The 25,280-nt window shown below is 70.7% G+C and carries 21 protein-coding genes; 12 read left to right on the forward strand and 9 right to left on the reverse strand.

Annotation, left to right across the window (positions count from 1 at the left end; genetic code table 11):
- Positions 1 to 54: 54 nt before the first annotated feature.
- Positions 55 to 1,905, forward strand: a complete 1,851-nt coding sequence (locus FHT38_RS01135; protein WP_183495066.1) for a peptide-N4-asparagine amidase — start codon at positions 55 to 57, stop codon at positions 1,903 to 1,905.
- Positions 1,906 to 1,990: 85 nt separating this feature from the next.
- On the opposite strand, the gene FHT38_RS01140 is transcribed toward FHT38_RS01135, so the two are convergent.
- Positions 1,991 to 2,554, reverse strand: coding sequence for a hypothetical protein (locus FHT38_RS01140; protein WP_183489053.1), 564 nt, complete (start codon positions 2,552 to 2,554; stop codon positions 1,991 to 1,993).
- 108 nt (positions 2,555 to 2,662) lie between these two features.
- The gene (locus FHT38_RS01145; protein ID WP_175538127.1) at positions 2,663 to 3,073 is read right to left on the reverse strand and encodes a hypothetical protein; all 411 of its coding nucleotides are present in this window, start codon (positions 3,071 to 3,073) and stop codon (positions 2,663 to 2,665) included.
- Between the two features lie 487 nt (positions 3,074 to 3,560).
- Here FHT38_RS01145 and FHT38_RS25530 point away from each other — a divergent pair, with 487 nt between their 5' ends.
- The 4 genes from FHT38_RS25530 (at position 3,561) to FHT38_RS01165 (ending at position 8,203) form a co-directional block, all read left to right on the forward strand.
- On the forward strand, positions 3,561 to 5,546 hold the full coding sequence (locus FHT38_RS25530; protein ID WP_183489055.1) for a methyl-accepting chemotaxis protein: 1,986 nt from the start codon (positions 3,561 to 3,563) through the stop codon (positions 5,544 to 5,546).
- A gap of 228 nt (positions 5,547 to 5,774) precedes the next feature.
- Positions 5,775 to 6,461: a bifunctional 2-polyprenyl-6-hydroxyphenol methylase/3-demethylubiquinol 3-O-methyltransferase UbiG gene (locus FHT38_RS01155; RefSeq protein ID WP_221211196.1), complete on the forward strand. Its 687-nt coding sequence runs from the start codon at positions 5,775 to 5,777 to the stop codon at positions 6,459 to 6,461.
- A 100-nt stretch (positions 6,462 to 6,561) separates the two neighbouring features.
- On the forward strand, positions 6,562 to 7,572 hold the full coding sequence (locus tag FHT38_RS01160; protein ID WP_183489058.1) for a VTT domain-containing protein: 1,011 nt from the start codon (positions 6,562 to 6,564) through the stop codon (positions 7,570 to 7,572).
- A 52-nt stretch (positions 7,573 to 7,624) separates the two neighbouring features.
- A complete protein-coding gene (locus FHT38_RS01165) occupies positions 7,625 to 8,203 on the forward strand; it encodes a hypothetical protein (RefSeq protein WP_221213721.1) in 579 nt (192 codons plus the stop codon).
- A gap of 16 nt (positions 8,204 to 8,219) precedes the next feature.
- Here the strand turns inward: FHT38_RS01165 and FHT38_RS01170 are convergent, their stop codons facing one another.
- The 7 genes from FHT38_RS01170 to FHT38_RS01200 all read right to left on the reverse strand — a co-directional run bounded on the left by FHT38_RS01170 (position 8,220) and on the right by FHT38_RS01200 (position 16,130).
- Entirely contained in the window at positions 8,220 to 10,532 is a 2,313-nt protein-coding gene (locus FHT38_RS01170; RefSeq protein ID WP_183489061.1) for a diguanylate cyclase domain-containing protein, read from the reverse strand.
- A 39-nt stretch (positions 10,533 to 10,571) separates the two neighbouring features.
- Complete coding sequence (locus FHT38_RS01175; protein ID WP_183489064.1) at positions 10,572 to 10,823, reverse strand: cysteine-rich CWC family protein; 252 nt, start codon at positions 10,821 to 10,823, stop codon at positions 10,572 to 10,574.
- Positions 10,824 to 10,923: 100 nt separating this feature from the next.
- Complete coding sequence (locus tag FHT38_RS01180; RefSeq protein ID WP_183489067.1) at positions 10,924 to 11,409, reverse strand: hypothetical protein; 486 nt, start codon at positions 11,407 to 11,409, stop codon at positions 10,924 to 10,926.
- A gap of 38 nt (positions 11,410 to 11,447) precedes the next feature.
- Complete coding sequence (locus FHT38_RS01185) at positions 11,448 to 11,630, reverse strand: hypothetical protein (RefSeq protein ID WP_183489070.1); 183 nt, start codon at positions 11,628 to 11,630, stop codon at positions 11,448 to 11,450.
- 528 nt (positions 11,631 to 12,158) lie between these two features.
- The gene (locus FHT38_RS01190) at positions 12,159 to 13,709 is read right to left on the reverse strand and encodes a malonyl-CoA synthase (protein WP_183489073.1); all 1,551 of its coding nucleotides are present in this window, start codon (positions 13,707 to 13,709) and stop codon (positions 12,159 to 12,161) included.
- A 29-nt stretch (positions 13,710 to 13,738) separates the two neighbouring features.
- Positions 13,739 to 14,749 (reverse strand): tripartite tricarboxylate transporter substrate binding protein, encoded by a 1,011-nt coding sequence (locus FHT38_RS01195; RefSeq protein WP_183489075.1) that lies wholly within the window; start codon positions 14,747 to 14,749, stop codon positions 13,739 to 13,741.
- 103 nt (positions 14,750 to 14,852) lie between these two features.
- Positions 14,853 to 16,130: a malonyl-CoA decarboxylase domain-containing protein gene (locus FHT38_RS01200; RefSeq protein ID WP_183489078.1), complete on the reverse strand. Its 1,278-nt coding sequence runs from the start codon at positions 16,128 to 16,130 to the stop codon at positions 14,853 to 14,855.
- Between the two features lie 280 nt (positions 16,131 to 16,410).
- Between FHT38_RS01200 and FHT38_RS01205 the strand changes: the two genes are divergently transcribed.
- From FHT38_RS01205 to FHT38_RS01235, 7 genes are all read left to right on the forward strand, one after another.
- On the forward strand, positions 16,411 to 18,003 hold the full coding sequence (locus tag FHT38_RS01205; protein ID WP_183489081.1) for a sigma-54-dependent Fis family transcriptional regulator: 1,593 nt from the start codon (positions 16,411 to 16,413) through the stop codon (positions 18,001 to 18,003).
- Positions 18,004 to 18,172: 169 nt separating this feature from the next.
- Positions 18,173 to 19,816: a methyl-accepting chemotaxis protein gene (locus FHT38_RS01210; protein ID WP_221213722.1), complete on the forward strand. Its 1,644-nt coding sequence runs from the start codon at positions 18,173 to 18,175 to the stop codon at positions 19,814 to 19,816.
- 219 nt (positions 19,817 to 20,035) lie between these two features.
- Complete coding sequence (locus tag FHT38_RS01215; protein WP_183489084.1) at positions 20,036 to 21,238, forward strand: substrate-binding domain-containing protein; 1,203 nt, start codon at positions 20,036 to 20,038, stop codon at positions 21,236 to 21,238.
- Positions 21,239 to 21,410: 172 nt separating this feature from the next.
- A complete protein-coding gene (locus tag FHT38_RS01220; RefSeq protein ID WP_183489087.1) occupies positions 21,411 to 22,691 on the forward strand; it encodes a PHB depolymerase family esterase in 1,281 nt (426 codons plus the stop codon).
- A gap of 27 nt (positions 22,692 to 22,718) precedes the next feature.
- On the forward strand, positions 22,719 to 23,474 hold the full coding sequence (locus tag FHT38_RS01225; RefSeq protein ID WP_183489090.1) for an ABC transporter ATP-binding protein: 756 nt from the start codon (positions 22,719 to 22,721) through the stop codon (positions 23,472 to 23,474).
- Positions 23,471 to 24,232 carry an ABC transporter ATP-binding protein gene (locus FHT38_RS01230; RefSeq protein WP_091720511.1) on the forward strand — a complete coding sequence of 254 codons (762 nt, stop codon included), beginning with the start codon at positions 23,471 to 23,473 and terminating at the stop codon, positions 24,230 to 24,232. The genes FHT38_RS01225 and FHT38_RS01230 overlap by 4 nt, the downstream gene beginning before the upstream one ends.
- The gene (locus tag FHT38_RS01235) at positions 24,229 to 25,266 is read left to right on the forward strand and encodes a branched-chain amino acid ABC transporter permease (RefSeq protein WP_183489093.1); all 1,038 of its coding nucleotides are present in this window, start codon (positions 24,229 to 24,231) and stop codon (positions 25,264 to 25,266) included. The genes FHT38_RS01230 and FHT38_RS01235 overlap by 4 nt, the downstream gene beginning before the upstream one ends.
- The last annotated feature ends 14 nt before the right edge of the window (positions 25,267 to 25,280 follow it).

Below are 25,280 nucleotides of genomic sequence, written 5' to 3' on the forward strand. Positions count from 1 at the left end.
GATCCCTGGTCGCCTGACGCGCGACCTTCTTCGTCATTGACCTGGATCTTCCCGATGTCCTTCTTCCTTCCGTCCCGTTCGGCGCTTCGAGCGCCCCGGCAGCGCCGGTTCCGGCACGTACTCGCCGTGTGCGCGCCCTTGTGTCTGCTCAGCGCCTGCGGCGGTGGCCGCGACGCCGCCGCCCCGCCCCCGGGCGATCTGGTGGCCGTGGCGGCGTTCGCGCCGGCCGCGAGCGCCGCTGGTGTCGTCGTCGCCGATGCGCCGCTGCCGCGGCCGACGACCGCGGCCTGCACGGTCAAGCTGTATGACGGCATGAGCTTCCAGGGCTTCGACGCCCACTCCTTCGCCTATGCCGGCGCGGGCGCCTGCCCCGGTCCCTGGGCCAAGGTGGTGCTGGAAGCGGACTTCGCCGTCAACGCCGGCCGCCAGTTCGACCGTACCGCCCTGATCTCCATCGGCGGCATCAACCTGTACGCCGGCACCACGCAGGAGCCCTCGGCCAACGTGGCGCCGAGCTGGCATGTCGAGCGCGACGTCACCGACTACGCCAAGGCCCTGACCGCCTCGGCCGATGGTTTCGTGCGTCTGGACAACGTTGTCGACACGACCTACACCGGCTTGCTGACGGGCTCGGCGCGGCTGGTCTTCTATCCGGCGGGCAGCTCGGCCGATGCGGCCAGCACTCGGGCTGCGGACCTCGTGATCCCGTTGGCGGGCGACCTGAAGACGGGCGACCCGGCCAATCTCAAGTCCGCGGCGGATGCGCTGCAGCGCACGATGTCGCTGCCCACGAACATGGTGCGCCTCTACCTGGACGTTCAGGCGGAGAGCCAGGGGGGCGACGAGTTCTGGTACACCTGCGTGCCCGACGACCAGGCGCAGGTCCTGCAGAGTTGCGGCGGCGGCAGCTTCCGCGAAGTGCTGGTCCGCATCGACGGGCAGCCGGCCGGCCTGGCGCCGGTGGTGCCGCGGGTCTATACCGGCGGCGTCGATCCGGGCCTGTGGCGGCCGACGCCAGGCGCGGAGACGCTGTCCTTCGTCCCCTCGCGCGTGGACCTCACCCCCTTCGCCGGTGCGCTGAGCGATGGCACGCCGCACACCGTGGCCATCTCCGTGCAGGGCGCGCAGGATCACTTCGCGGTCGTCGGCAGTCTGCTGGTCTACCAGGACGCCGCCGCGAGCCAGACCGGCGGGGCCCTGAGCAGCAACACGCTGGCGAGCGCGGCGCTGGCGCCCCCCGTCACGAGCAACGGCATCACCACGGCCGCCGACAGCAGTATCGGCGGCACGCTGGGGGTGACGGCGGCTCACAGCTATGCGGTCACGGGCTACGTCAACACCTCCAACGGCCGCGTCACCACGACCGTGCAGCACGACCTCACGTTCAGCAACCAGCAGAAATTCAATATCGCAGGCGCCATCTACCGCCAAGCGCTGACGCAGAGGACCACCAGCACGGCCACCGTCACGACGGAGGGCAGCGGCCGCCGGACCGTCGACCGGATCGCGTTGAGCTACCCGCTGGACATGGATTACACCTATGACGGCGACAAGAACCGGCAGGACGCCACGGCCGCGCAGGACTTCCGCACCGACGTGTCCCGCACGGTGAACGGGGGCGATGCCTTCCACAGCGCGTTCAGGAACACGCTGGCCGTCAAATCGGCGCTCCTCTTCAGCAGCACCGGCGGTCCCGCGCAGCGTGGGGGCGAGGAGGGCAGCCAGACCGTCACCTACGAAGACAGCCTGGGCAGTTGCTACCAGCGCAGCGTGGTGACGGCGGCCAATGTGCTCGCCTCCTTCCAGGACGGCGCGGGCTGCACGGGCGGCAACCGCCTGAACTGGCTGGCCCAGCCGGATGGCGCGCCGGCGCAGGCGCTGCTGGGCCGCATCTCGGAGCCTTGAGGCACAAATGCCCGCTCCCGGCCGACGCTGGGGGCGGGCGGCGAAGGCGCCTCTGGCCGGTGTCGCGTCGCGCCGGCCGGCGCTCTCAGGAGCGCAGGTCCTTGCCGTGGAACGCGCGCTCGAACTCCATGAACGCCGACGGCGAGTCATCCCTGACTTCCAGCCGCGAATCCGTGTAGAACTCGGAGCGTCGGTCGGACACCGGTCCACCGAAGGGATCGTCGGACCGGCGCAGCACCGCCACCGCCATCTGCGACCGCAGGCCCGCGAGCACGGGATCGGACCAGTTGCTGACGAGGGCTTCGAACTGCTTCAGCGCCTTCGCGATCACTTCCACCGGCAGATCGTTCAGCGCTTCCTGGCCACGGGCCGCCAGCGCGCGCTCGACGTAGCCGAGATGACGCATCACCCGCCGTGTCTGGCGATGCGTGTCGAGCAGTTTCTTGAGCGCCATGCCGGTGGACTTCTGCGCCTCGAGGGCGCTGCTGTCCGGCGGCGAGGGTTCGGGCGGAGGGGCCGCCACGCGGATGCCGATACGCCGGCCCTTGCGCTCCAGGCGCACGTCGGTCGAAAGGAGCCGGGCCATGCGGCGGAAGGGCGCCGCGAGCAGGGCGACGCCTCTGAGGGAGGCCAGGCGGGACGTGGACATAGGCGGCGGAGGATCCCAGACCCCCCACCGCGAGTCAGCACCAATTCCTAACGGCCGCTCGCGATGCCGTCGGCAACGCGAACTAGCTCACCAAAAGGACCGTGGCGCTCAGGCCGGGCCGGGCTTCTCGCCGTCGGGGGTCTCCGACGCAGGCGCGGGCGGCGAGCCAGCGGCCTTGCGCTGGGCCTTCTCTTCCTTCTTCTTTTTCTTGGCGAGTTCGCGTTGACGTTTCTCGTACTGGTAGTTCGGGGTAGCGATGGTGGCCTCCGTGAGGTTGGGGGTGATCGAGGAGCCTGAGGACGACTCGGCGAGGGCGCGAACGCGGACGATCTCCTGACGGTGGATGTTGGCCCCGGTGGTCGTGAGACGCAAATTGCCACCATGCCATTCCAGCCAGTCCAGATCCACCAGCCGGTCGATCAGCTGTTCGGGGATCTCGCTGGCCTGGCGTCTTTGCAGGGCATCGACACTTTGGCGCAACGACACCCGGAGCTCGTCGAGGGTTTGGGGGACAGGCATGGAACACCTCCGCGCGTGTCGCGCCGCGACATGCGGCGCGAACAGAGTCGCCAAGCAATCAAGGCGAGGGCTTGCACGGCGTCCGTCGGAGGAAAACCAGGCGAAGACTTCGGGATGACAGGCTCACGGTCTATCGGGCGATCGTAGCGCAGCGGCACGGACGCTCGTTTCGCGCCCGCCAACCCCCTCACGATCCCCGTGTCAGGCCCCCCCGGGCCGCGCTCCCGAACGACACCGTGGACAACCATTCTGACGAGAAGGCGAGCCCCCGATCTCCCGGGCCGTGACACCGATCACGGTGCTCCTCCCCTCGTTCGCGGGGGCCGGGACCACCCCTTCCGTACTGCGTCACGCTCGTCCGAAGTGGTGATATCGGCAGCGGTGATTTCAAAAATATCATTTCCTCACCCCATGCCGCCAGACTGATCGGCCGCCCACCGCAGCCGCCCGCGCCCTTCCGAGCGCCGTTTGTCTCAAGAGCAGATCCATGAATGGTCTTTCCATCAAGAAGCAGCTGTCGTTTGCCTTCGCCGCGCTGGTCGCGGTGGTGATGCTGGTCAGCGCCGTCGCGCTGCGAGGCCTCGCCGCCGCGGATGCACGGTTCGCCGGGTTCGTGCACGGCATCGATGAGCGGGAATCGATGGCCGTCGACGTGCGCATCGCCGCCAACCGCCGCGCCATCGGCGTGCGGGACATGGTGATCGCCAAGGAAGCGGCGGACGTCGAGTCCGCCCGAAAGATGGCCCTCGACGCCCACTCGGCGATCGGCGAGCACCTGCGCAAGCTCAAGGACGCGGTGGCCGCCGCGCCCGAAGCCAGCCCCCGCGAACGCGAGTTGGTCGCGCGTCTCCTGGAGGTGGAGGGGCGTTATGGCCCGGTCGCGGCGAACATCGTCGAGCTGGCGTCCTCCGGCCGGCGCGACGAGGCGATGACCGCCATGACCCGTGACTGCCGCCCGCTGCTGGCGGCGCTGCTGGCCGCCACACGCGAGTACGTCGACTTCGCCGCCCGTGCGGCCGACGAGGAGATCGCCGCGTCCACCGCCCAGTACCAGGCGCAGCGCTGGTGGCTGACGCTGCTCAGCCTCGCCGCCGTGGCGGCCGCCTGCGGCCTGGGCTGGCTGATCACGCGCCGCCTGATGAGCGCGCTCGGCACCGAGCCGGCGCAACTGGCCGACGCCGCCCGCCGCATCGCCGACGGCGACCTGCGTCCGGTCGAAGGCGCCGCGCAAGCGCCGGCGGCCAGCGTGCTCGCCTCGATGGGGGCGATGCAGGGTCAACTGCTCGCGCTGATCGGCCAGGTGCGGGGCTCCGCCGAGCAGATCGCCGACGCCAGCACCCGCATCGCGCAGGGCAACAACGACCTGTCGTCGCGGACCGAGGAACAGGCCGCGGCGCTCGAGGAGACCGCCGCCTCGATGGAGCAGCTCAGCGCCACGGTGCGCCAGAACGCCGACAACGCCCAGCAGGCCAACCAGCGGGCGCGCGAGGCCAGCGAGGTCGCGACCCGCGGCGGCGAGGTCGTGGGCCAGGTGGTCGACACCATGCGTGGCATCCACGAGAGCAGCCGCCGCATCGCCGACATCATCGGCGTCATCGACGGCATCGCGTTCCAGACCAACATCCTGGCGCTCAACGCCGCGGTCGAGGCCGCCCGCGCCGGCGAACAGGGCCGCGGCTTCGCCGTCGTCGCCGCCGAGGTCCGCAGCCTGGCGAGCCGCTCGGCCGGAGCCGCCAAGGAGATCAAGCAGCTCATCGGCGACAGCGTCGCCCGCGTCGAGTTGGGCAGCGGGCTGGTCGACCAGGCCGGCGCCACGATGACCGAGGTGGTCGGCGCGATCCGGCAGGTGTCGGACATCGTCGGCGAGATCAGCGCTGCCAGCGTCGAGCAGAGCGCCGGCGTCGCCCAAGTGGGCGAAGCCATCACGCAGATGGACCGCGCCACGCAGCAGAACGCCGCGATGGTCGAGGAGAGCGCCGCCGCGGCGGACAGCATGAAGCGCCAGGCGATCGACATGGTCGGCGCGGTCGCGGTGTTCCGCACCGATGGACAGCCGCCGCGCCCCGCGCAGCCCGTGCAGGCAGTGCAGCGGGACGGGCAGGAGAAACCGGCCTGGCAGGACCGCCAAGTGCGGCCTGGTCACCAGTTCCCGCAGGCGAAGCAGTTGCCGCGCGCGCTCGAGGCGAGCCGTCCTGCGGCCATCACGTCGCCAGCGCCCGCGTTGCGCCGCGACAACCCGCGCGCCGAGCCGGCACGGGCAGCCCCGGTGACGTCGTGGGTGTCACGCAAGCCCGCCCCCGCGCCCGTGACGGCAGCGGCGGCGAACGCGGTCATCCGTGTCGTGGCCGCCACGGCGACCCCGGCGAGACGGGGCGCGCCGGCGCCCGAGTTGCTGGTGGTGCCGACGAAACCGGCCTCTCGCAAGATCGCCGAGCCGGTCCTCGCCGGTGACGACGACTGGACGAGCTTCTGACCGGCGAGCCCGCCCTCGCGCGGCGCGAGCCAGAGTGATCGCGGCCGGCTCTGCGACCTCCCAGGCGAGCGCGACCATGCTCGGCGCGAGCTGCAGCCCCGCAGGCACCGGCCCGCGAGCCGTTAGCGCCTCGGGACTTTCCTGTCCCGAAAGCAAAGGATGTTGTCGGCGGCCGGGCGTGACTATGCTGCCCGCACCGCCGCGGTGCCTGCCGCCAAGGAGACGCCCATGCCGGCCGCCCATTCCGCCAGTCCGCTGGTTCGCATCGATTACCCCCACATCGCCCGGCGCGAGATGCTGGCCTTCCTGCCGCCGGACTGCCTGCGGGTGCTGGACGTCGGGTGCAACACCGGCGCGTTCGGGGAGGCGGTCAAGACCGCGCGCCCCGGCACCGAGGTCTGGGGCGTGGAGCCCGACGCCGGCGCCGCCGAGCGCGCCGGCCAGCACCTGGATCGCGTGCTGCAAGGCTATTTCGACCCGACGCTGCCGCTGCCCGAGGCGCACTTCCACGCCATCGTCTTCAACGACGTGCTCGAGCACATGCCCGATCCCTGGGCCGCGCTGAACCACGCCGCGCCGCTGCTGGCGCCCGGCGGCGTGGTCCTGGCCTCGCTGCCCAACCTGCTGCACCTGGACACGATCTGGCCGCTGCTGCACGACCGCGACTTCCGCTACGAGCGCTGCGGCGTCCGCGACCGCACCCACCTGCGCTTCTTCACTCGCACCAGCGCGATGAGGATGTTCGACGAGTGCGGCTACGAGGTGCTCAGCGTGCAGGGCATCAACGAGCAGTGGTACACGCCGTCGATCAAGCGGCGGCTGGCCTTCCGGCTGTTCGGGCGGCAGCTGGAGGAGACGAAGTACGTGCAGTTCGCCTTCGTCGCCCGGCCGGCGCCGCAGCGGCTGGCGTCCTGAGCCGGCGGGGCGCGCGGCGTTCGCGCTATCGCCCAATCGCCCAATCGCCCAATCGCCCCACCGCCGACCGGAGTCCTCGCCAGCCGCGACAATGCGCCGCATGCGCGCCCTGATCGATCTGCTGATCCAGCACGACTTCCTGCTCGTCTTCCTCGTGACGCTGGCCGCGCGCATCGGCGCGCCGCTGCCGGCGGCGCCGCTGCTGGTGGTGGCCGGGGGGCTGGCGGCGGCGGGGCGGCTGTCGGCGCTGTCGCTGGTCGTGGCCGCGGTGCTGGCCAACGTGCTGGGCGACGCGATCTGGTTCATCGCCGGGCGCACCCATGGCCACCGCGTGCTGCGGCTGCTGTGCCGCGTCTCGCTGTCGCCGGACGTCTGCGTGCGCCAGAGCGAGAGCCTGATCGCGCGCTGGGGCGGCAGCTCGCTGCTGGCGGCCAAGTTCCTGCCCGGCATCTCGGTGGTCGCCGCGCCGATGGCCGGCGCGCTGGGCATGGGCTGGCGGCGCTTCGTCGCCTACGACGCCGTCGCCGGCCTGGTGTGGACGCTGTGTTTCCTCGGCCTGGGCCTGGTCTTCAGCGACCAGATCCAGGACGTGCTGGACGCGCTGTCCAACGCCGGCCTGCTGGCGCTGGCGGCGCTCGGCGCGGTGCTGTTGCTCCTGATGGGCAACCGCTGGCGCCGTCGCCGCCAGATGGCGCGGCTGCAGGGCGAGGTCGAGCGCATCAGCGTCGAGGACGCCGCCGCGCTGGTCGACCAGGACATGGCGCCGCTGTTCATCGACGTGCGCAGCGACCCCGGTCGCGCCGCCGATCCGCGCACGCTGCCCGGCGCGCTCAACATCCCGCTGACGCGCCTGCCCGACTACGCCGACCAACTCCCCCACGACCGCCTGCTGGTGCTGTATTGCAACTGCCCGAACGAGATCTCGGCAGTGCAGGGCGCCCACGAGCTGCTCCAGCGCGGCCATGCGCGGGTGCTGGCGCTGGACGGCGGCCTGGACGGCTGGCACGCGCTGCAGCGTCGCCGCGGCCGGGATCGCGGCGACAGCGGCGACGGCGATGCGGTCGATCCGCCGTCCTCGCCCGCGCCGACCGCCGCGCCGGCCGTCCCCTGATCTGAGGAGGGACGACGGCCGGGGCTGGCGCGCCGCTTGCATACTCGCCCCCATGACCGTCGCTGCCCTGCCTGCCGCCGTCCCGGTGCTCGCGCCGACCATCCTCGACCTGGAAGCCTCGGGCTTCGGTCGCGGCAGTTATCCGATCGAGATCGGCTTCGTCGAGCCGGGCGGGTTGCCGTTCTGCTCGCTGATCCAGCCGGCGCCCGAGTGGTCGCACTGGGACGAGCAGGCCGAGGCGCTGCACGGCATCTCCCGCGAGCTGCTGCTGCGCCATGGCCGGCCCCGCGAGTGGGTCGCGGACGAACTCAACCGGCGCCTGGCCGGGCAGACGGTCTATTCGGACAGCTGGGGCCACGACTACAGCTGGCTGTCCAAGCTCTTCGACAGCGCCGGCCGGCTGCCGCGCTTCCGCCTCGAGGACCTGCGCCGGCTGCTGTCCGAGGACGAGGCCGGCCGCTGGAACGCGGTGCAGCAGGAAGTACGCGCCGAGGCGCAATTGCGCCGTCACCGCGCCAGCGCCGACGCCAAGGTGCTGCAGATGACGCTGATGCGCCTGAAGCACGGCGCCACGACGCCGACGGCGGGCCTGAATGGCCGCGACCCGGCCGACTTCGGTCAATGCGGCTGAGCCCGCTGCGCGGCGGTCAGCCCCGGCCTGCGGGCGGCGTCTCGCCGGACGGCCCGAGCCGGTCGGCGCAGAGGCTGCCGTTGGACCGTCCCCGGCCCGCGCGCTTGGCGCGGTAGAGCGCCTCGTCGGCGCGGGTGACGAGGTCGTCGATGTCGGCCTGCCGGGCCCATTCGACGCAGAAACCGACGCTCGTGCCGATGTGCAGCTCCAGCGCCCCGATGCGGAACGGCATCGTCAGCGCATGCACCAGCTTGTCGGCGACCACCTGTGCGTCGACGGGCCGGGCGACGTGGGTCAGGAACACCGCGAATTCGTCGCCGCCGAGGCGGGCGACCAGGTCCTGCGGCCGCAGCGCATGCCGCAGCCGCCCGGCGACGGCCTTGAGCAGCGCGTCGCCGACCGGGTGGCCGTGCTCGTCGTTGACCGGCTTGAAGCGGTCCAGGTCCAGGTAGAGCAGCGCCACCAGCTCGTCGCGGTCGACCGCCCGGCCCAGCGCGGCGTGCACCTGCGACGCGAAGCCGGCCCGGTTGAGCAGTTCGGTCAGCGGGTCGGTGTTGGAGGCGCGCAGCAGTCGCAGCTGTTCCTGCTTCACGTCGGTCACGTCGCGCGCCACGCCGTAGGCGCCGAGGATGGTGCCGTCGTCGTTGAGCAGCGGCGCATAGGTGAGCTCGACGTAGCGGGTCTCGCCGCGATCGTCGCCGTCCAGCGGCATGGGCCGGCTGACGCCGTCGTCGTCGCGCATCTCGACCACGCTGGTCTCGCCCGCGAAGGCGCGCTGGATCAGCGGCTGCACCGCCGGATAGAGCTCGTCGAAGACCTCGGACGCGTGCCGGCCCAGCCAGGACCGCTCCGGGATGTCGAAGCGGCGCTCGAAGGCCTTGTTGCAGAACAGCACCCGTTCGTCGGTGTCGACGGCCAGCATCATGACGTTGACGCTCTGCGCCATCGCGCCCATGACGGCCTGGCTGCGTTCGCGCTCGCGGCGCGCGGCCAGCTCGGCGCTGATGTCGGCGAGGGTGCCGGCATGGGCGACGATGCGGTCGCCCAGCCGCATCGGCCGCATCCGCAGCCGCACCAGCAGCGCGCTGCCATCGCGGCGGATGAGCTGGTGCACGCGGTCCACCGGCTCGCCGCGCGCGACCAGCGCCGTCCATTGCGCGCGCGTGGGCTCGCGCTCGGCCGCCGGCAACCGCTCCAGCCAGCCCCAGGCCAGGGCGTCGCGGTCGACCTCCAGCAGGCGCAGGTAGGTCTCGTTGGCGTAGACGGTGCGGCCGGCGAGGTCGCAGCGGAACAGCCCCATCGGCGAGGCGTCGGCGGTGGCCTCGCTCTCCGCCTCGCGCAGCCGGGCGCGCTGCTGCAGCCGGGTGAACCAGGCCATCAGCCCGACCGCGATGGCGCTGATGACGACCGAGAAAACCAGCACCGCGCGGCGCTGCTGCAGGTAGCCGGCGAGGATGCGGTCGCGCTCGAAGGAGACGAACAGGCGCAGCGGATAGTCCTGCAGCACGCGGTAGGAAACGATGCGCTCGCGGCCGTCGGCCGGGCTGCGGGTCACGATGAACTGGCCGCTCGCCGGTGGGTGGGGCGGCACGACCTCGTCGCCGGGCACCTCGCGCAGGTTGCTGCCGATCAGTCCCGGCACCTCCGGCCAGCGCGCCATCGCGATGCCGTCGTCGCGTTCCAGCAGCACGGCCATGCCCGAGCGCATCGAGCGCGCGCGGTAGCTGCGCAGCAGCGTCTCCAGGTCGATGAAGCCGACGGTGGCGGTGAAGGGGCCGGCGGGCGCGCTCAGCCGGGTGGCCATCGGCATCACGAAGTGGGCACCCGGTCGCAGCCGCAGCGGCGCGCCGACGATGACGCTGGGCCCGCCGGGCCGGCCCAGTTCCGACAGGAAACTCTTCGGGCCGAGGTCCACATAGGGCTCGCCGGTCACCGAGGGGATGCGCCACAGGCGGCCCTCAGGACTGGCCAGCATCACGTCGGTCAGGCCGCGCGAGTTGTCGCGCAGCGAGTCGGCCAGCAGCGACACCGTCGCGTCCAGGTCCTGCCGCTCGTTGCGGCGCGTCATCAGCAGCAGGTCCAGCGTGCGCAGGCTGCCCTCGGTCTCGCGCAGCAGCTGCTCGGTGTCCTGCGCGGCGTTGAGGGCGATCGCATGCAGGTCCTGCTGGAGGTCCTCGACCAGCGAGCGCGGATACAGCAGCGCGAACCACAGCACCAGCGCCCACATCACCACCAGCACCAGGCCCAGCGCGAGGAAAGGGCCGTAGACCAGCAGGCGCCGCATCCGCAGGCGCTCGGCGACCGACTGGCTGAACAGGGAGGGAGCCATCCGCGGCATTTTGGACGCGCGGCGCCGGGGTTCAAACGCTCAGAAAGGGGGCACCGGCGGCCCTGTTCGGGGCACGTCAGGCACATGGCCGCCGGGGTCGTCGCGGGCCAGTTCCGTGAGGCATTTCAGGCACAGGCATTGCCCGGGCCAGCGCGTCGCCAGGTCGCGCTTGAGGCCCTCCCCCAGGCGCGTGCCGAAGCACGCGCACCAGCCGTCCTCGACACCGCAATGGAAACCGCCGCCGCAGCGCGGGCAGGCGGTGTTGTCGGGGAGCGGTGGGGGCGTGCTCATGGGGCGGGATTGTCGGCTGACTTGAATGCCACCCACGGGATTGCGCCCATCGCCAGCGAACCGGCTGAGCGGTGCTGGCTTGCTCGCGTTCGAGTCGGCATCAACGAAGGCGAGCGACTTCCAGCGCGGTCGCCGCCGTAGCGGGGAGATTGAAGAGCAGGTGCTGCAGACAAATGATGAAGAACGCGCGCCTGGGCCCCAGAGGCTGCCACGCGATATAGCTCGTGCCCATCATCGAAAAGAGCAGCAAGGCAGCGATCGCGCTCCATGAAGCGAATGCGGCATGCAGGGCAACGGCCACCACGGTCATCAGCCCGACCGCCTGACGATCCGAAAACCTGTTGCGCAGGAGGAGAAGGCCAATGACGACCAGGGCGTTCTCAAGCAGTGGTGCGAACAGCAGGCCGTCAAACAATACCCTGACTGGTGATTCGTCGAGAGGAAGTGCAGGCGTACCGATCAGCCAGGTGAATGGCCAGAGAATCGCCATGACAATCAGCCAAGCCAATAGCGCGGACGTCATTGAAAACTGAAACCAGCGTCCGTTGCGGACGAGCGCGTTGAAGTAGTTTGAAAGAAGCGCCATGTGATTAAAAGGGCCCGGTCGGGCCCTTTGCACATTCGTTAACCGAAAGTGCCAGCGCCCGATCCGGCACCGGTGGCGAAATCGGCTGCAGCGCCAGAATTGTTGTAATTGACGACGGCGTCGAAAGCGATGTCCAGCAACTTGCCAACGGCCCAGCCGCGGAGCAGCCCACCGCTGACTTGTTCCAGATCGCTCAAGTTCAATTCTTGGAGGTCATCCATTCTGCTTCTCTCTCTTCTCTATTCAAGTTGACGGGAAATTGCGCCCCGATTCGCCCTAAGGGAACTCAAGACGCGCTTCTTTATACATGACCGCCTCGCTCTCGCGGATCGCTCCCCCAAAGGGGCGGGATTCGAATATAAGAGGTGGGGCGTTAGTCAATATCAGATGCCGGCGAGCGACAGAATTGTCAGGTCTTACAGGTTTTGGTTCGAACCTATAACTGACATACCACCAACAACCAACCAAAATGGCTTGGCGTGAAGTGATACCGAAAATCCGCTCTTCACGTGGCACCCCCACGCCGTCTCCAAGAAGCGACAGCATGAAGATGAGTCCGCCCATGCAGGGGACTGCTTCCAGAACGTCCTGGAGTTGGCAGCGTCAGTGGCATTGGCCGCGAAGGTGGGGCCGGAGGAAGCGGCTATGGGATCGGCGGCGTTGACGCGCCGCACGCCTTCTTCAAATTCCCGGCGACAGCCGCTGTTGCGCTGCAGGCGTTCGCATCAGCCTGAGAGGCGACACCGGCCTCAGCCGAACAGCGCGCGATGCCGGTCTCGCAGCAGGTTCTTCTGCACCTTGCCCATCGCGTTGCGGGGCAGCTCGGTCTCGACGAACACCCGCTTGGGGACCTTGAACCCGGCGATGCGGTCCTTCAGCGACGCGATCAGCGTCGCGCCGTCCAGCGTGGCGCCGGCGCGCGGCACGACCACCGCGATCACGCCCTCGCCGAAGTCCGGGTGCGGCACGCCCACTACCGCGGACTCGGCCACGCCCGGCAATTCGTTGAGCCAGCCCTCGATCTCGGCCGGGTAGACGTTGTAGCCGCCGCTGATGATCAGGTCCTTGCTGCGGCCGACGATCGTCACGTAGCCCTGCTCGTCGCGGCGGCCGACGTCGCCGGTCTTGAACCAGCCGTCGGCGGTGAACTCCTCCTTCGTCTTCTCCGGCATGCGCCAGTAGCCGGCGAAGACATTCGGCCCGCGGACCTGGATGTGGCCGATCTCGCCCTCGCCGGTGCTGGGGCAGGGCGCGCCGGCGTCATCGACGACGCGTAGGCCCACGCCCGGCAAGGGGAAGCCGACCGTGCCACCGCGGCGCGGGCCGTCCTCGGCCCGGTAGGGGTTGGAGGTCAGCATGACGGTCTCGCTCATGCCGTAGCGCTCCAGGATGGTGTGGCCGGTGCGGCGCTGCCATTCCTGGAAAGTCTCGATCAGCAGCGGCGCCGAGCCGCTGATGAAGAGCCGCATCCGCGCGCAGGCGTCCGCGGTCAGCGTGGCCTGCTCGAGCAGGCGCACGTACAGCGTCGGCACGCCCATGAACAGCGTCGCGTCGGACAGGCGCGCGATGACGGCGCGCGGCTCGAAGCGGTTGAACCAGAGCATGCGCGCGCCGGCCAGCAGCGCGCCGTGCGACGCGACGAACAGGCCGTGCACATGGAAGATCGGCAGCGCATGGATCAGCACGTCGTCCGCCTGCCAGCCCCAGGCATGGCGCAGCACCTCGGCGTTGGACAGCAGGTTGCCGTGGCTGAGCATCGCGCCCTTGCTGCGCCCGGTCGTGCCGCTGGTGTAGAGGATGGCGGCCAGGTCGTCCGGCTGCTTCGCCGCCACCTGGTGGCTGTCGGGCATCTGCACCGCGCGGTCCAGCAGCGTGCCGCTGCGGTCCTCGTTGAGGGTGAACACCCAGGGCACCTTGGCCTGGAAGGCCAGCTTGCTGATCCAGCCGAAGTGCTTGCCCGCGCAGACCACCACGGCCGGTTCCGCGTTGCCGATGAAGTACTCGAGCTCGGCCGCCTGGTAGCCGGTGTTCAGCGGCAGGTAGACATAACCGGCGCGCAGCACCGCGAGGTAGAGCAGCAGCGCCTCGACGCTCTTCTCGGTCTGCACCGCGACGCGGCTGCCGGCGGGCAGGTCCAGCGAGTCCAGCAGGTTGGCGATCATCGCCGTGGCGCGGTCGATGTCGCGCCAGCTGTAGCGCTGGCCGGCATCGGGGCCGTCGGCCAGTTCGATGGCGCAGGCGTCCAGGTCGTCGGAGAAGTTCGCGCGCAGTGCCGCGAAGAGATTGGCGTTGGGTGTCATGTCCGTCGGCGGGAGTCAGGCAGGGAGCATCAATCCAGTTTCGCACCGGAGCGCTTGACCACGTCGGCCCAGCGCACCACCTCGCCATGCACGTACTTGCCGAAGGCGTCGCCGTAGAGGTTGGGCATCTCGGTGCCCAGGCCGGTCCAGATCGTCTTGAGCTCCTCGGTGGCGAAGGCCTTGCGCAGCTCGGCCTGCATCGCGGCGACCGCCTCCTTGGGCGTGCCCTTGGGCGCCCACAGGCCGTACCAGGTCGAGACCTGGTATTGCGGGATGCCGGCCTCGACGGCGCTGGGGATGTCGGGGAAACCGGGCGCGCGCTTGGCCGAGGCCACCGCCAGCGCCTTGATGCGGCCGCCGCGGATGTGGGCCGCCGACGAGCCCAGGCCGTCGAACATCAGGTCCACCTGGCCCGCCATCAGGTCCTGCAGCGCCGGACCGGCACCGCGGTAGGGAATGTGGGTGATGAAGGTCTGCGTCTGCAGCTTGAAGAGTTCGCCCGCCAGGTGGTGGGAAGTGCCGTTGCCGGCCGAGCCGTAGTTCAGCTTGCCGGGGTTCTTCTTGAGCAGGTCCAGCAGGCCCTTCACGTCGGTCGCCTGGACCTTGCCCGGGTTGATCACGATCACCTGCGGCACGCTGGAGATCAGGCCGACGGGGACGAAGTCCTCCTCCAGCTTGTACTCGAGCTTCGGATACATGGCCGGCGCGATCGCGTGGTGGACCGCGCCCATGAAGAAGGTGTAGCCGTCGGGCGCGGCCTTCGAGGCGAGCGTCGCGCCGACGGTGCCGCCGGCACCGCCCTTGTTGTCGATGATGAACTGCTTGCCGGTCTGCTTGGTCAGCACCGCCGTCAGCGGCCGCGCGAAGGCATCGGTGCCGCCGCCGGCCGGGAAGGGCACGACGATGGTGACCGGCCGGCTCGGCCAGGCGCCCTGCGCGAAGGCCGACGGCGCGAACGCGGCACCGAAGGCGCCCGCGCCGACAGCGGCCAGGGTGGCGGCGCCGAGCACGCGGCGGCGGGACGGGGAAGTCGAAGTCATGGCGGTCTCCTCTGGGCCTCTGCGGGCGGTGGTGTCGTGATGAAGGGCAGGCGATGGGGGGAAATCGGGATGTGGCATCGGTGGGGGACGGCGCGGCGCCGGCTCACAGCAGTCCGCTGACGGCGCGCGCGGTGGCGATCTCCCCTTGGGTGAAGGCTTCGTGGTGCTCCTCGATCCGGTCGAGGTCGTACAGGTAATTGACCATCATCCCGTGCGACTGTTTCAGCCCCTTGGCGGAGCGGTCGCCCCCAGGGTTCAGGCGCTCGAGCCGCGCGCCGTTGTCCAGGTGGAAGCGCGCGACCGGATCGCCGCCGGGCAGCGGCGTCTGGCCGATCAGGTAGACGGCGGCGAGCTGGCGCAGGTCGGCCTGCAGCGCCTCGTCCTCGAGCGCGGCCGGCCCCGCGAGCGCCGCGGCCGTGTGGTGCCGCACGCGCTCCAGCGCCTGCGCGGCGCGCTCGCGCTGCGCCGGCTTGAGGCCCGCCAGCTCGTCCAGCGACGACAGGCCCTGCAGCCAGGCGGCGAAGCCGGGCAGCGGCGACAGCGTGCAGAACTGCTTGATCCGCGGCAGCTCGCGCTTGAGGTGCTCGGCGACGCGCTTGATCAGGAAGTTGCCCAGCGACACGCCGCGCAGGCCCGGCTCGCAGTTGCTGATCGAGTAGAAGACGGCGGTCTTGTAGCTGCTGGCCGGCAGCGGCTCGGCGCGCTTGGCGATCAGCGGCGCGATCGCGTCCGGCATGTCCGCCAGCAGCGCGACCTCGACGAAGATCAGCGGCTCGCTGGGCAGCTGCGGATGGAAGAAGGCGAACAGCCGCCGGTCCGGCAGCAGGCGCCGGCGCAGGTCGTCCCAGCCATCGATCGCATGCACCGCCTCGTGGTGGATGACCTGCTCCAGCAGCCGCGCGGGGGAGTTCCAGTCCACCTGCCGCATCTCCAGGAAGCCCGGGTTGAACCAGGAGGACAGCAGGTGCAGCAGGTCGGCGTCGACCATGCGCCAGTCGGGATGGGCCTTGAGGCCTTCCAGCAGCCGGCGCCGCATCCGCACCAGGGTGCCGGTGCCGCCCGGCGCCCGGTTCAGGCGCCGGAAGAGCTCCTGCCGGGGCGGCTCGCTGAGCTCGGTGAGCGCGCGCAGCGTCTCGGTGCCGGGCGCGTCGGCGTAGGCCTGCGCGGCGCGCAGCACGGCGGCCGGCTCGGGATTGAAATCGGCGGCCAGCTTGTCGAAGACGGCCGGCCAGGCGGGCGCAGGCAGCGCGCCCATGCGGCCGATCAGGTCCTGCGCCAGGCCCAGGCTGTTGGCCTGGCCGCGCTCGGACAGGAGCTTGCGCGCCAAGGCCAGCACCTGCCTTGCCGCGCGCGCCGAAGTCCAGGAGTCCACGATGGCCATGAGGGCGGTTTATAGCTGGATCGGCCGCGACGCGGGCAGGCCGCCGCCTCAGGGAATCCCCAGGGCGGGCGTGCGGGTGGGATGGCCCTCGCACCGCCGGGCCGGCTGCTACATTGCCTCGCATCAGATCCGAGGCGGCCTCACGCGGTGGCGGCTCGACCCGGACACGGCCCCGGAAACGGCCCCGAACACGGCCCCGGACAGAGCCCCGGACAGAGCCCCGGACAGGGCCCGGACGCTTCGCCCCGGAGCGGCCTGGGTGCAGCCAAGGAGACAAGCCATGAACGACATTCCGCAGGACGCCGACGCGGTGTTGCGGCTGGCGGCGCAGTCGATGTTCGACGTGCTGGCCAGCACGGCCCAGGGCGCGATGGTGGTGAACCGCGCGCACCGCGTCGTCTGGATCAGCGAGGGCTACAAGCGCTTCCTGCCGGCGCTGGGCTTCCGCGACGAGTCCGAGTTCGTCGGCCGCCGCGTCGAGGAGGTCGTGCCCAACACGCTGATGGCGCAGGTCATCGACACCGGCCAGCCCATCCTGGTGGACCTGCTGACCAACAAGGCGGGCACCTTCCTCGTCAGCCGGCTGCCGCTGCGCGGCCCGGGCGGCGAGGTGATCGGCGCGATGGGCATGGTGCTGCTCGACCATCCCGAGACGACGATGCAGCCGCTGATGAACAAGTTCGCCTGCCTCCAGGCGGAGCTCGACGAGACCCGCCGCCAACTGGCCGCCGAGCAGTCGCGCAACCGCCGGCCCAAGCACCGCATCATCGACTTCGTCGGCGCGAGCGCCGCGGCGGTCGAGGTCAAGCGGCAGGCGCGCCGCGTCGCGCAGGCCGACGCCACGGTGCTGCTGCTGGGCGAGACCGGCACCGGCAAGGAGCTGCTGGCGCATGCGATCCACGCCGCCTCGCGGCGGGCGGGCAAGCCGCTGGTGTCGGTCAACATCGCCGCGGTGCCGGAGACGCTGCTGGAGGCCGAGTTCTTCGGCGTCGCGCCCGGCGCGTACACCGGCGCCGAGCGCAAGGGGCGCGACGGCAAGTTCCGGCTGGCCGATGGCGGCACGCTCTTCCTCGACGAGATCGGCGACATGCCGCCCGCCTTGCAGGCCAAGCTGCTGCGCGTGCTGCAGGAGCAGGAGCTCGAGCCGCTGGGCAGCAACGAGGTGGTCAAGGTCGACGTGCGCGTCATCGCCGCCACCAGCCGCGACCTCGAGGCCATGGTGCGGCGCGGGGAATTCCGTGCCGACCTGTTCTACCGGCTCCATGTGCTGCCGATCCGCCTGCCGTCGCTGCGCGAGCGGGCCGAGGACATCGAATCGCTGGTCGAGGTGCTGCTCGAGGACATCGCCCGCCGCGGCGGACTGGCGCCGAAGACGCTGAGCCCCGCGGCGCTGCGCGCGCTGACGGGGCGGCCGTGGCCGGGCAATGTCCGCGAACTGCGCAACGCGCTGGAGCAGGCCTTCCTGATGAGCGACGAGGCGCAGCTGGAGCCGCGCCACTTCGGCCTGAGGGATCCCGGCGTGCCGATGCCATGCCCGCTGGGCGCGGGGCTCGCGCGCGGGATCGCCGCGATGCCCGAGCCCCCGGCGGGCTCGCCGGCGGCGACGGCCTTCCACCGGACGCCGGGTGGCGAGCCACAAGCGACCTGGGCGCACGACCGGATCGAGGACGGGGCGTTCATGCCGGCGTCGATGGCGGCGTCCGGTCCCGCCGCGACGCTGCCGGCCCGCAAGGCCGAGCTGGAGCGTGCCGCCATCGCGCAGGCGCTGCGCCGCACCAACGGCAACCGCATGGCGGCGGCGCGCCTGTTGGCGATCTCCCGCGCCACGCTCTACGAGAAGCTCGCCAAGTACCCGGAACTGGCTTCAGGCTGACGCGTACGCCTGCACCCCGGCGCGAGCCCGGCGCCACATCGTCACGTTTGGGCCGTGTTCATGGGCTTCATCGAGGGTTCGAGGGCTTGCCGCGCGCGGGGCGCATGCGCATATTGCAGGGCAGGGAACACAACGACGACCGGACGCACCGGCCCGCCCAGGAGACCTCATGAACACGCTGACCACGCCCGCGCCCGGCTTCCATGCGGCCGCGTCCACTGCCGCCGAGTCCTCCGCGGGCGCCACGGGATCCGCGCGGCCCGCGCCGCGCCGGGCCTGGACGCTGGCGACCAAGCTGCGCGTCGCGGTGCTCGCGGCGGTGGTCGGCTTCGTGGTGCTGGTGATGTGGCTCAGCCACCGGTCGGCGATGAGCCTGCTGGACGTGAAGATGATCACGACGGTGGAGCAGGTCAAGAACGCCGAGCAGATCGCCAAGCGCTACTTCGACCGCATCGGCGCCGGCGGCCTGACCGAGGCCGAGGCCCGCAAGCAGGCGGCGGCGGAGATCGGCAAGATCCGCTACTCCGGCAACGAGTACCTCTGGATCAACGACATGAGCCCCAAGATGGTCATGCACCCGATCAAGCCGGAGCTCAACGACAAGGACCTGTCCGGCAACAAGGACCCGAACGGCTTGAAGCTGTTCGTCGCCTTCGTCGACACGGTCAAGAGCCAGGGCAGCGGCTTCGTCGACTACCTCTGGCCCAAGCCCGGCGCCAAGGATCCCGAGCCCAAGCGCTCCTACGTCGCCGGCTTCAAGCCCTGGGGCTGGGTCATCGGCTCGGGCGTCTACATCGACGATGTCTCCGCGATCGCGCGCCGCGACGCGACGATCGCGCTGACGCTGGTGATCGCCGTGGGCATCGCCGCGATGGTGGCGGTCGAGTGGTTCGCGCGCGGCCTCAAGCGCCGGCTCGACCAGATGCGTGAGGTCGTCGAGGCCGTGGCCAACGGCGACCTGCGCGCCCAGGTGCTCGGCAACCAGGCGGCCGGCAGCGACGAGATCGGCGTGGTGCTGACGCAGGTGGCGGCGATGCAGGTCCGGCTCAGCGACCTGGTGCGCGCGATCCGCGACGCCACCGACTCGATCCAGCATGCCTCGCAGGAAGTGGCCATGGGCAGCCAGGACCTGTCTCAGCGCAGCGAGCAGGCGGCCTCCAGCCTGCAGCAGACGGCGGCTTCGATGCAGGAGCTGACCCAGCAGGTGACGAACTCCGCGCAGGCGGCGCACCAGACCAACCAGCTCGCCATCGGCGCGGCGGACCGGGCCAAGCTCGGCGCCGACGTGATGGGCGAGGTGGTGCAGACCATGGACGGCATCGCCGGCGCCAGCCGCAAGATCTCCGACATCATCTCGGTCATCGACGGCGTGGCCTTCCAGACCAACATCCTGGCGCTGAACGCCGCGGTCGAGGCCGCGCGCGCCGGCGAGCAGGGGCGCGGCTTCGCGGTCGTCGCCAGCGAGGTGCGGGCGCTCGCGCAGCGCAGCGCCAACGCCGCCAAGGAGATCAAGGCGCTGATCAACGACTCGGTCTCGCGCGTCGACGCCGGCAGCGCCCAGGTCGGCCGCGCCGGCGAGGCGATGGGCCAGATCCTGCAGTCGGTGCAGCAGGTCAGCGGCACCGTCGCCGAGATCAGCCAGTCCAGCGCGGGCCAGTCCGACGGCCTCGCGCAGATCAACCAGGCCGTCGCCCACCTGGACGACATGACGCAGCAGAACGCGGCGCTGGTCGAGCAGACCGCCGCCGCGGCCGAATCGCTGCAGCAGCAGGCCCGCCTGCTCAACGCGCAGGTCGCGACCTTCCGCACCTGAGCCCGCGCGGCCGGGCCGCGCGCACCGCCTGGACTCCGGACACAGCGTCTGGAGTCCGGACAGGCTTGTGTTCGCCACCGCACGCCACTGTCTGGAGTCCGGACGGTGGCGTGGCCATGGGTGCGGTGAATCCGAGGGTTCTCCCGCACGGCACGGGCCTTGCGAAAGAGGGGCACGAGACCGGCGCACGACCGGTCCGCCCCACAGGAGACCCGGCCCATGACCCCTGGCTTCATCCGCGCCACCGCTGGCGCGGCCCTGGCGCTGAGCGCCGCCTTCGGCGCGAGCCTTCCCGCGTTCGCGCAAGGCAAGGAGATCCGCATCGCCCACGTCTACAGCCGCACCGGCCCGCTCGAGGCCTACGGCAAGCAGACGCAGACCGGCTTCCTGATGGGCCTGGACTACGCGACCGGCGGCACGATGACGGTCGCCGGCCGCAAGCTGGTCGTCCTGGAGAAGGACGACCAGGGCAAGCCGGACGTCGGCAAGAGCCAGCTGGCGGCGGCCTACGGCGACGACAAGGCCGACCTGGCCGTGGGCCCGTCCTCGTCGGGCGTGGCGCTCGCGCTGCTGCCGGTGGCCGAGGAATACAAGAAGATCCTGCTGGTCGAGCCGGCCGTCGCCGATTCGATCACCGGCGACAAGTGGAACAAGTACATCTTCCGGACCGGCCGCAACAGCTCGCAGGACGCGATCTCCAATGCGGTGGCGCTGGACCGGCCGGGCACCGTGATCGCGACGCTGGCCCAGGACTACGCCTTCGGCCGCGACGGCGTGAAGGCCTTCAAGGACGCGATCAAGAAGGCCAGGGTCGTCCATGAGGAGTACCTGCCCACGACGACCACCGACTTCACCGCGGGCGCGCAGCGCCTGATCGACAAGCTCAAGGACCAGCCCGGCCGCAAGGTGATCTTCATCATCTGGGCTGGCGCGGGGAACCCGTTCAAGATCGCCGACCTCGACCTCAAGCGCTATGGCATCGAGATCGCCACCGGCGGCAACATCCTGCCGGCGATGGCCGCCTACAAGTCGCTGCCCGGCATGGAGGGCGCGACCTACTACTACTTCGGCATCCCGAAGAACCCGGTCAACGAGTGGCTGGTGGCCAACCACTACAAGCGCTTCCAGTCGCCGCCCGACTTCTTCACCGCCGGCGGCATGAGCGCCGCGATCGCGGTGGTGGAGGCGCTCAAGAAGACCGGCGGCGACACGACGACCCAGAAGCTCATCAAGGCGATGGAGGGCATGAGCTTCGAGACGCCCAAGGGCCGCATGACCTTCCGCGCGGAAGATCACCAGGCGATGCAGTCGATGTACCACTTCAAGATCAAGGTCGACCCCGCCTTCGCCTGGGGCGTGCCCGAGCTGGTGCGCGAGATCAAGCCGGAGGAGATGGCCATCCCCATCCGCAACGCGCGTTGAACGGCGGCGGCCCGTCCCGCGGCCCTGCCCGTCCACCGATCCCCGGCGCATGAGCGCCGCTGCCGAATCGCCACCGCCCGCGACTGGCTCGCGATCTGGTCGCCAACCCGTGGCGACCGGTCGCGGCGCGGCCCGGCGACCCACCACCGTCCCCGACGTCCAGGAGGTTTCCATGAAGTCTTCCGCAGTCCGTGGTTCCACGATCCGGGCGCTGGCGCCCGCCGCGCCGGCCTTCGCCCTGGCGGTCACGCTGGCCTTGGCCGCGGCGGGCGCCGCGCAGGCGGCGGCGCCGCTGCCGGCGCTCAACATCGACAAGACGAAGATCACCGTCTCGGGGCTGTCGTCGGGCGGCTTCATGGCCAACCAGCTCGGCTACGCGCATTCATCGACCTTCAAGGGCGTGGGCGTCTTCGCCGGCGGGCCCTACATGTGCGCCGGCCACAGCAACTACACGGCCTGCATGTACAACGCGACGATCCCGGCATCGGCGCTGAGCACGATGCAGGCCGACCTCAACAACTGGAGCGGCACCGCGATCGACGCCAAGAGCAACGTGGCCGCGCAGAAGGTCTACCTGTTCGTCGGCACCAGCGACGCGACCGTCGGGCCCAACCCGATGAACGCCGTGCAGACGCAGTACCTCGACAACGGCGTGACGGCGGCCAATCTCTCCTACGTGCAGCGCAGCGGCACCGCGCACGTGCTGCCCACCGACTTCGACGCGAGCGGCAACACCAGCTGCGGCACCAGCGCCTCGCCCTACATCGCCAACTGCGGCTACGACGGCGCCAAGGCCGTGCTGACGCAGCTGTACGGCCCGCTCAATGCGCGCAACGACAGCCCGGCCGCGGCGAACTACGTCGAGTTCGACCAGACCGCGTTCAGCACCAACCCCGGCCTGGCCACCAGCGGCTGGGCCTACATCCCGGCCAACTGCGCGGCGGGCCAGTCCTGCAAGCTGCATGTCGCGCTGCATGGCTGCCAGCAGAACTACGCGACCATCGGCGACAAGTTCGTGAGGAACACCGGCTTCTCGCGCTGGGCCGACACCAACAGCATCGTCGTGCTGTTCCCGCAGACCCGGGTGGACAACATCGCGCGCTCGACGGCCGCCAGCGGCCTGCTGCCCAATCCCAACGGCTGCTGGGACTGGGTGGGCTGGTACGGCTCCAACTTCGCGCAGAAGGCCGGGACGCAGGTCGCCGCGATCAAGGCGATGGTGGACCAGGTGTCGGGCGGCGATCCCGGCGACCCCGGCGATCCGGGCACGCCGGCGCCGGTCTGCTTCACCTCGTCGAACTACACCCACACCGTCTCCGGCCGCGCCTACGCGCTGTACGGCCTGACCTACGCGAATGGCTCCAACCAGGCCATGGGCCTGTGGAACATCTACGCCACGACGACGCTGAAGCGGACCGCGCCCAACTACTACGTGATCGGCACCTGCCCCTGAGGCGCCGGCCAGCCACCCCCTGCACGCATGCTCGAGACCCGCGACCTCACCATCCGCTTCGGCGGCCACACGGCGGTGGACCGCGTCAGCTGCGCCTTCCATCCGGGCACGCTGACCGCCATCGTCGGGCCCAATGGCGCCGGCAAGACGACCTACTTCAACCTGATCTCGGGCCAGCTCGGCGCGAGCGCCGGGCGCGTGCTGCTCGACGGCGAGGAGCTGACGCGCATGGCCGCGCCGCTGCGCACCCGGCGCGGGCTGGGGCGGGCCTTCCAGCTGACGCAGCTGTTCCCGACGCTGAGCGTGCGGGAGAACGTGCGGCTCGCCGTGCAGTCGCGCCGTGGCGAGGGACTGCGGATGCTGTCGGTCTGGCTGCATCACCGGGAGCTGCTGGACGAGGCGCAGGCCATCGTCGAGCGCGTCCGGCTGGGACATCGCGCCGACGCGCCGGCGGCCAGCCTGCCGCACGGCGACCAGCGCAAGCTGGAGGTGGCGATGCTGATGGCGCTGCGGCCCAAGGTCTACCTGTTCGATGAACCCACCGCCGGCATGAGCGTCGACGAGGTGCCGGTGATCCTGGACCTGATCCGCGCGCTGAAGGTGGAGGGGGCCCACACGATCCTGCTGGTCGAGCACAAGATGGATGTGGTGCGCGAGCTGGCCGACCGCATCGTCGTGCTGCACAACGGGCAGTTGGTGGCGGACGGCGAGCCGGCGGCGGTGATCGCCTCGCCGGTGGTCCAGAACGCCTACCTGGGCCTGGCGATGCCGGAGGCCGCATGAGCGCCGCCACCGATCGCGCGCTGCTGCGGCTGGAGGGCGTGCACACGCACATCGGCGCTTATCACATCCTGCATGGCGTCGACCTCGCGGCGCGCGAGGGCGAGGTCACGATGCTGCTGGGCCGCAATGGCGCCGGCAAGACGACGACGCTGCGCACGGTGATGGGGCTGTGGCGCGCGGGCGCCGGTCGTGTGCTGTTGGACGGGCGACCGATCCAGGCGCTGCCGACGCCGGAGATCGCGCGGCTGGACATCGCCTATGTGCCCGAGAACATGGGCATCTTCGGCGACCTGACGGTGCGCGAGAACCTGCTGCTGGCCGCGCGCGGGGCGCGCTCGCTGGACGAGCTGGACACCGCGCGGCTGGACTGGCTGTTCGGCCTGTTCCCGGCGCTGCGCAAGTTCTGGCTGTACCCGGCCGGCAAGCTCAGCGGCGGACAGAAGCAGATGCTGGCGATCGCGCGCGCGATGGTGGAGCCGCGACGGCTGCTGCTGATCGACGAGCCGACCAAGGGCCTGGCGCCGGCCATCATCCGCAACCTGATCGAGGCGCTGCAGGAGATCAAGCGCGGCCGTGACGGCGCGCGCACGACGGTGCTGCTGGTCGAGCAGAACTTCATGGTGGCGCAGGCGCTGGGCGACGGGGTCGCGGTGATGGACGACGGCCGCGTCGTGCACGCCGGACGCATGGCGGAGCTGGCGGCCGACGAGGCGCTGCAGCAGCGCCTGCTGGGCCTGTCGCTGGCGGCGCACCAATGAGCGCCTTCTCGACGCCATCCTCCGCCGCGCCGTCGCCGGCGATCGACGTGGTGCCGCAGGCGCGCTTCGACCTGATTCCGCTGCTGCTGATCGCGGCGCTCGCGCTGGGCGCGCTGCCGCTGATCGGGTCGGCGTCGAGCTGGGCGACGCTGACGATCGCCGGGTTGGCGATGGGCCTGATCGTCTTCGTCATCGCCTCCGGCTTGACCCTCGTCTTCGGCCTGATGGACGTGCTGAACTTCGGCCACGGCGTGTTCATCGCGCTGGGCGCCTTCGTGGCCACGACGGTGATGGGTGCGATGGGCGGCTTCGTGGCGAGCCCCTCGCTGGCCGCGAACCTCGGCGCGGTGGCCGTGGCGGCCCTGGCGGGCATCGTCAGCGCGGCGGCGCTCGGGCTGGTGTTCGAGCGGGTGCTGGTGCGGCCGGTCTACGGCATGCACCTGAAGCAGATCCTGATCACGATGGGCGGGATGATCATCGGCGAGGAGCTGATCAAGCTCGTCTGGGGGGCGCAGATGATCCCGCTGCAGCCGCCCGAGTCGCTGCGCGGCGCGCTCATCGTCGGCGACGTGGCGGTCGAGAAGTTCCGGCTGCTGGCCGTCGTGGTGGGGCTGCTGGTCTTCGCCGGCCTGCTGTGGCTGCTGAACCGCACCAAGCTGGGTCTGCTGATCCGCGCCGGCGTGCAGGACCGCGAGATGGTGGAGAGCCTGGGCTACCGCATCCGGCGGCTGTTCGTCGCCGTGTTCGTCGCGGGTTCCGGTCTGGCGGGGCTGGGCGGCGTGCTGTGGGGGCTGTACCAGCAGAGCGTGATCCCGCAGATCGGAGCGCAGGTCAACACGCTGATCTTCATCGTCATCATCATCGGCGGCCTGGGCTCGACGCTGGGCTGCTTCGCCGGCGCGCTGCTGGTGGGGCTGATGGCCAACTACTGCGGCTTCCTGGCGCCCAAGGCGGCGCTGTTCTCCAACATCGCGCTGATGGTCGCCGTGCTGCTGTGGCGGCCGCAGGGCCTCTATCCGGTCAGCCGCCGTTGAGCGGATCCCTCATG

This window comes from Mitsuaria sp. BK041, assembly GCF_014193085.1.
Classification (GTDB): Bacteria; Pseudomonadota; Gammaproteobacteria; order Burkholderiales; family Burkholderiaceae_C; genus Roseateles.

What these genes read in the sequence shown, in the direction of transcription:
- FHT38_RS01160 (WP_183489058.1), top strand. Translation starts at nt 6,562, where the DNA reads ATGCGCGCCCTGATCGATCTGCTGATCCAGCACGACTTCCTGCTCGTC.
- FHT38_RS25530 (WP_183489055.1), top strand. Translation starts at nt 3,561, where the DNA reads ATGAATGGTCTTTCCATCAAGAAGCAGCTGTCGTTTGCCTTCGCCGCG.
- FHT38_RS01175 (WP_183489064.1), bottom strand. Translation starts at nt 10,823, where the DNA reads ATGAGCACGCCCCCACCGCTCCCCGACAACACCGCCTGCCCGCGCTGC.
- FHT38_RS01185 (WP_183489070.1), bottom strand. Translation starts at nt 11,630, where the DNA reads ATGGATGACCTCCAAGAATTGAACTTGAGCGATCTGGAACAAGTCAGC.
- FHT38_RS01190 (WP_183489073.1), bottom strand. Translation starts at nt 13,709, where the DNA reads ATGACACCCAACGCCAATCTCTTCGCGGCACTGCGCGCGAACTTCTCC.
- FHT38_RS01230 (WP_091720511.1), top strand. Translation starts at nt 23,471, where the DNA reads ATGAGCGCCGCCACCGATCGCGCGCTGCTGCGGCTGGAGGGCGTGCAC.
- FHT38_RS01215 (WP_183489084.1), top strand. Translation starts at nt 20,036, where the DNA reads ATGACCCCTGGCTTCATCCGCGCCACCGCTGGCGCGGCCCTGGCGCTG.
- FHT38_RS01170 (WP_183489061.1), bottom strand. Translation starts at nt 10,532, where the DNA reads ATGGCTCCCTCCCTGTTCAGCCAGTCGGTCGCCGAGCGCCTGCGGATG.
- FHT38_RS01220 (WP_183489087.1), top strand. Translation starts at nt 21,411, where the DNA reads ATGAAGTCTTCCGCAGTCCGTGGTTCCACGATCCGGGCGCTGGCGCCC.
- FHT38_RS01135 (WP_183495066.1), top strand. Translation starts at nt 55, where the DNA reads ATGTCCTTCTTCCTTCCGTCCCGTTCGGCGCTTCGAGCGCCCCGGCAG.
- FHT38_RS01235 (WP_183489093.1), top strand. Translation starts at nt 24,229, where the DNA reads ATGAGCGCCTTCTCGACGCCATCCTCCGCCGCGCCGTCGCCGGCGATC.
- FHT38_RS01140 (WP_183489053.1), bottom strand. Translation starts at nt 2,554, where the DNA reads ATGTCCACGTCCCGCCTGGCCTCCCTCAGAGGCGTCGCCCTGCTCGCG.
- FHT38_RS01155 (WP_221211196.1), top strand. Translation starts at nt 5,775, where the DNA reads ATGCCGGCCGCCCATTCCGCCAGTCCGCTGGTTCGCATCGATTACCCC.
- FHT38_RS01205 (WP_183489081.1), top strand. Translation starts at nt 16,411, where the DNA reads ATGAACGACATTCCGCAGGACGCCGACGCGGTGTTGCGGCTGGCGGCG.
- FHT38_RS01225 (WP_183489090.1), top strand. Translation starts at nt 22,719, where the DNA reads ATGCTCGAGACCCGCGACCTCACCATCCGCTTCGGCGGCCACACGGCG.
- FHT38_RS01210 (WP_221213722.1), top strand. Translation starts at nt 18,173, where the DNA reads ATGAACACGCTGACCACGCCCGCGCCCGGCTTCCATGCGGCCGCGTCC.
- FHT38_RS01165 (WP_221213721.1), top strand. Translation starts at nt 7,625, where the DNA reads ATGACCGTCGCTGCCCTGCCTGCCGCCGTCCCGGTGCTCGCGCCGACC.
- FHT38_RS01200 (WP_183489078.1), bottom strand. Translation starts at nt 16,130, where the DNA reads ATGGCCATCGTGGACTCCTGGACTTCGGCGCGCGCGGCAAGGCAGGTG.
- FHT38_RS01195 (WP_183489075.1), bottom strand. Translation starts at nt 14,749, where the DNA reads ATGACTTCGACTTCCCCGTCCCGCCGCCGCGTGCTCGGCGCCGCCACC.
- FHT38_RS01180 (WP_183489067.1), bottom strand. Translation starts at nt 11,409, where the DNA reads ATGGCGCTTCTTTCAAACTACTTCAACGCGCTCGTCCGCAACGGACGC.
- FHT38_RS01145 (WP_175538127.1), bottom strand. Translation starts at nt 3,073, where the DNA reads ATGCCTGTCCCCCAAACCCTCGACGAGCTCCGGGTGTCGTTGCGCCAA.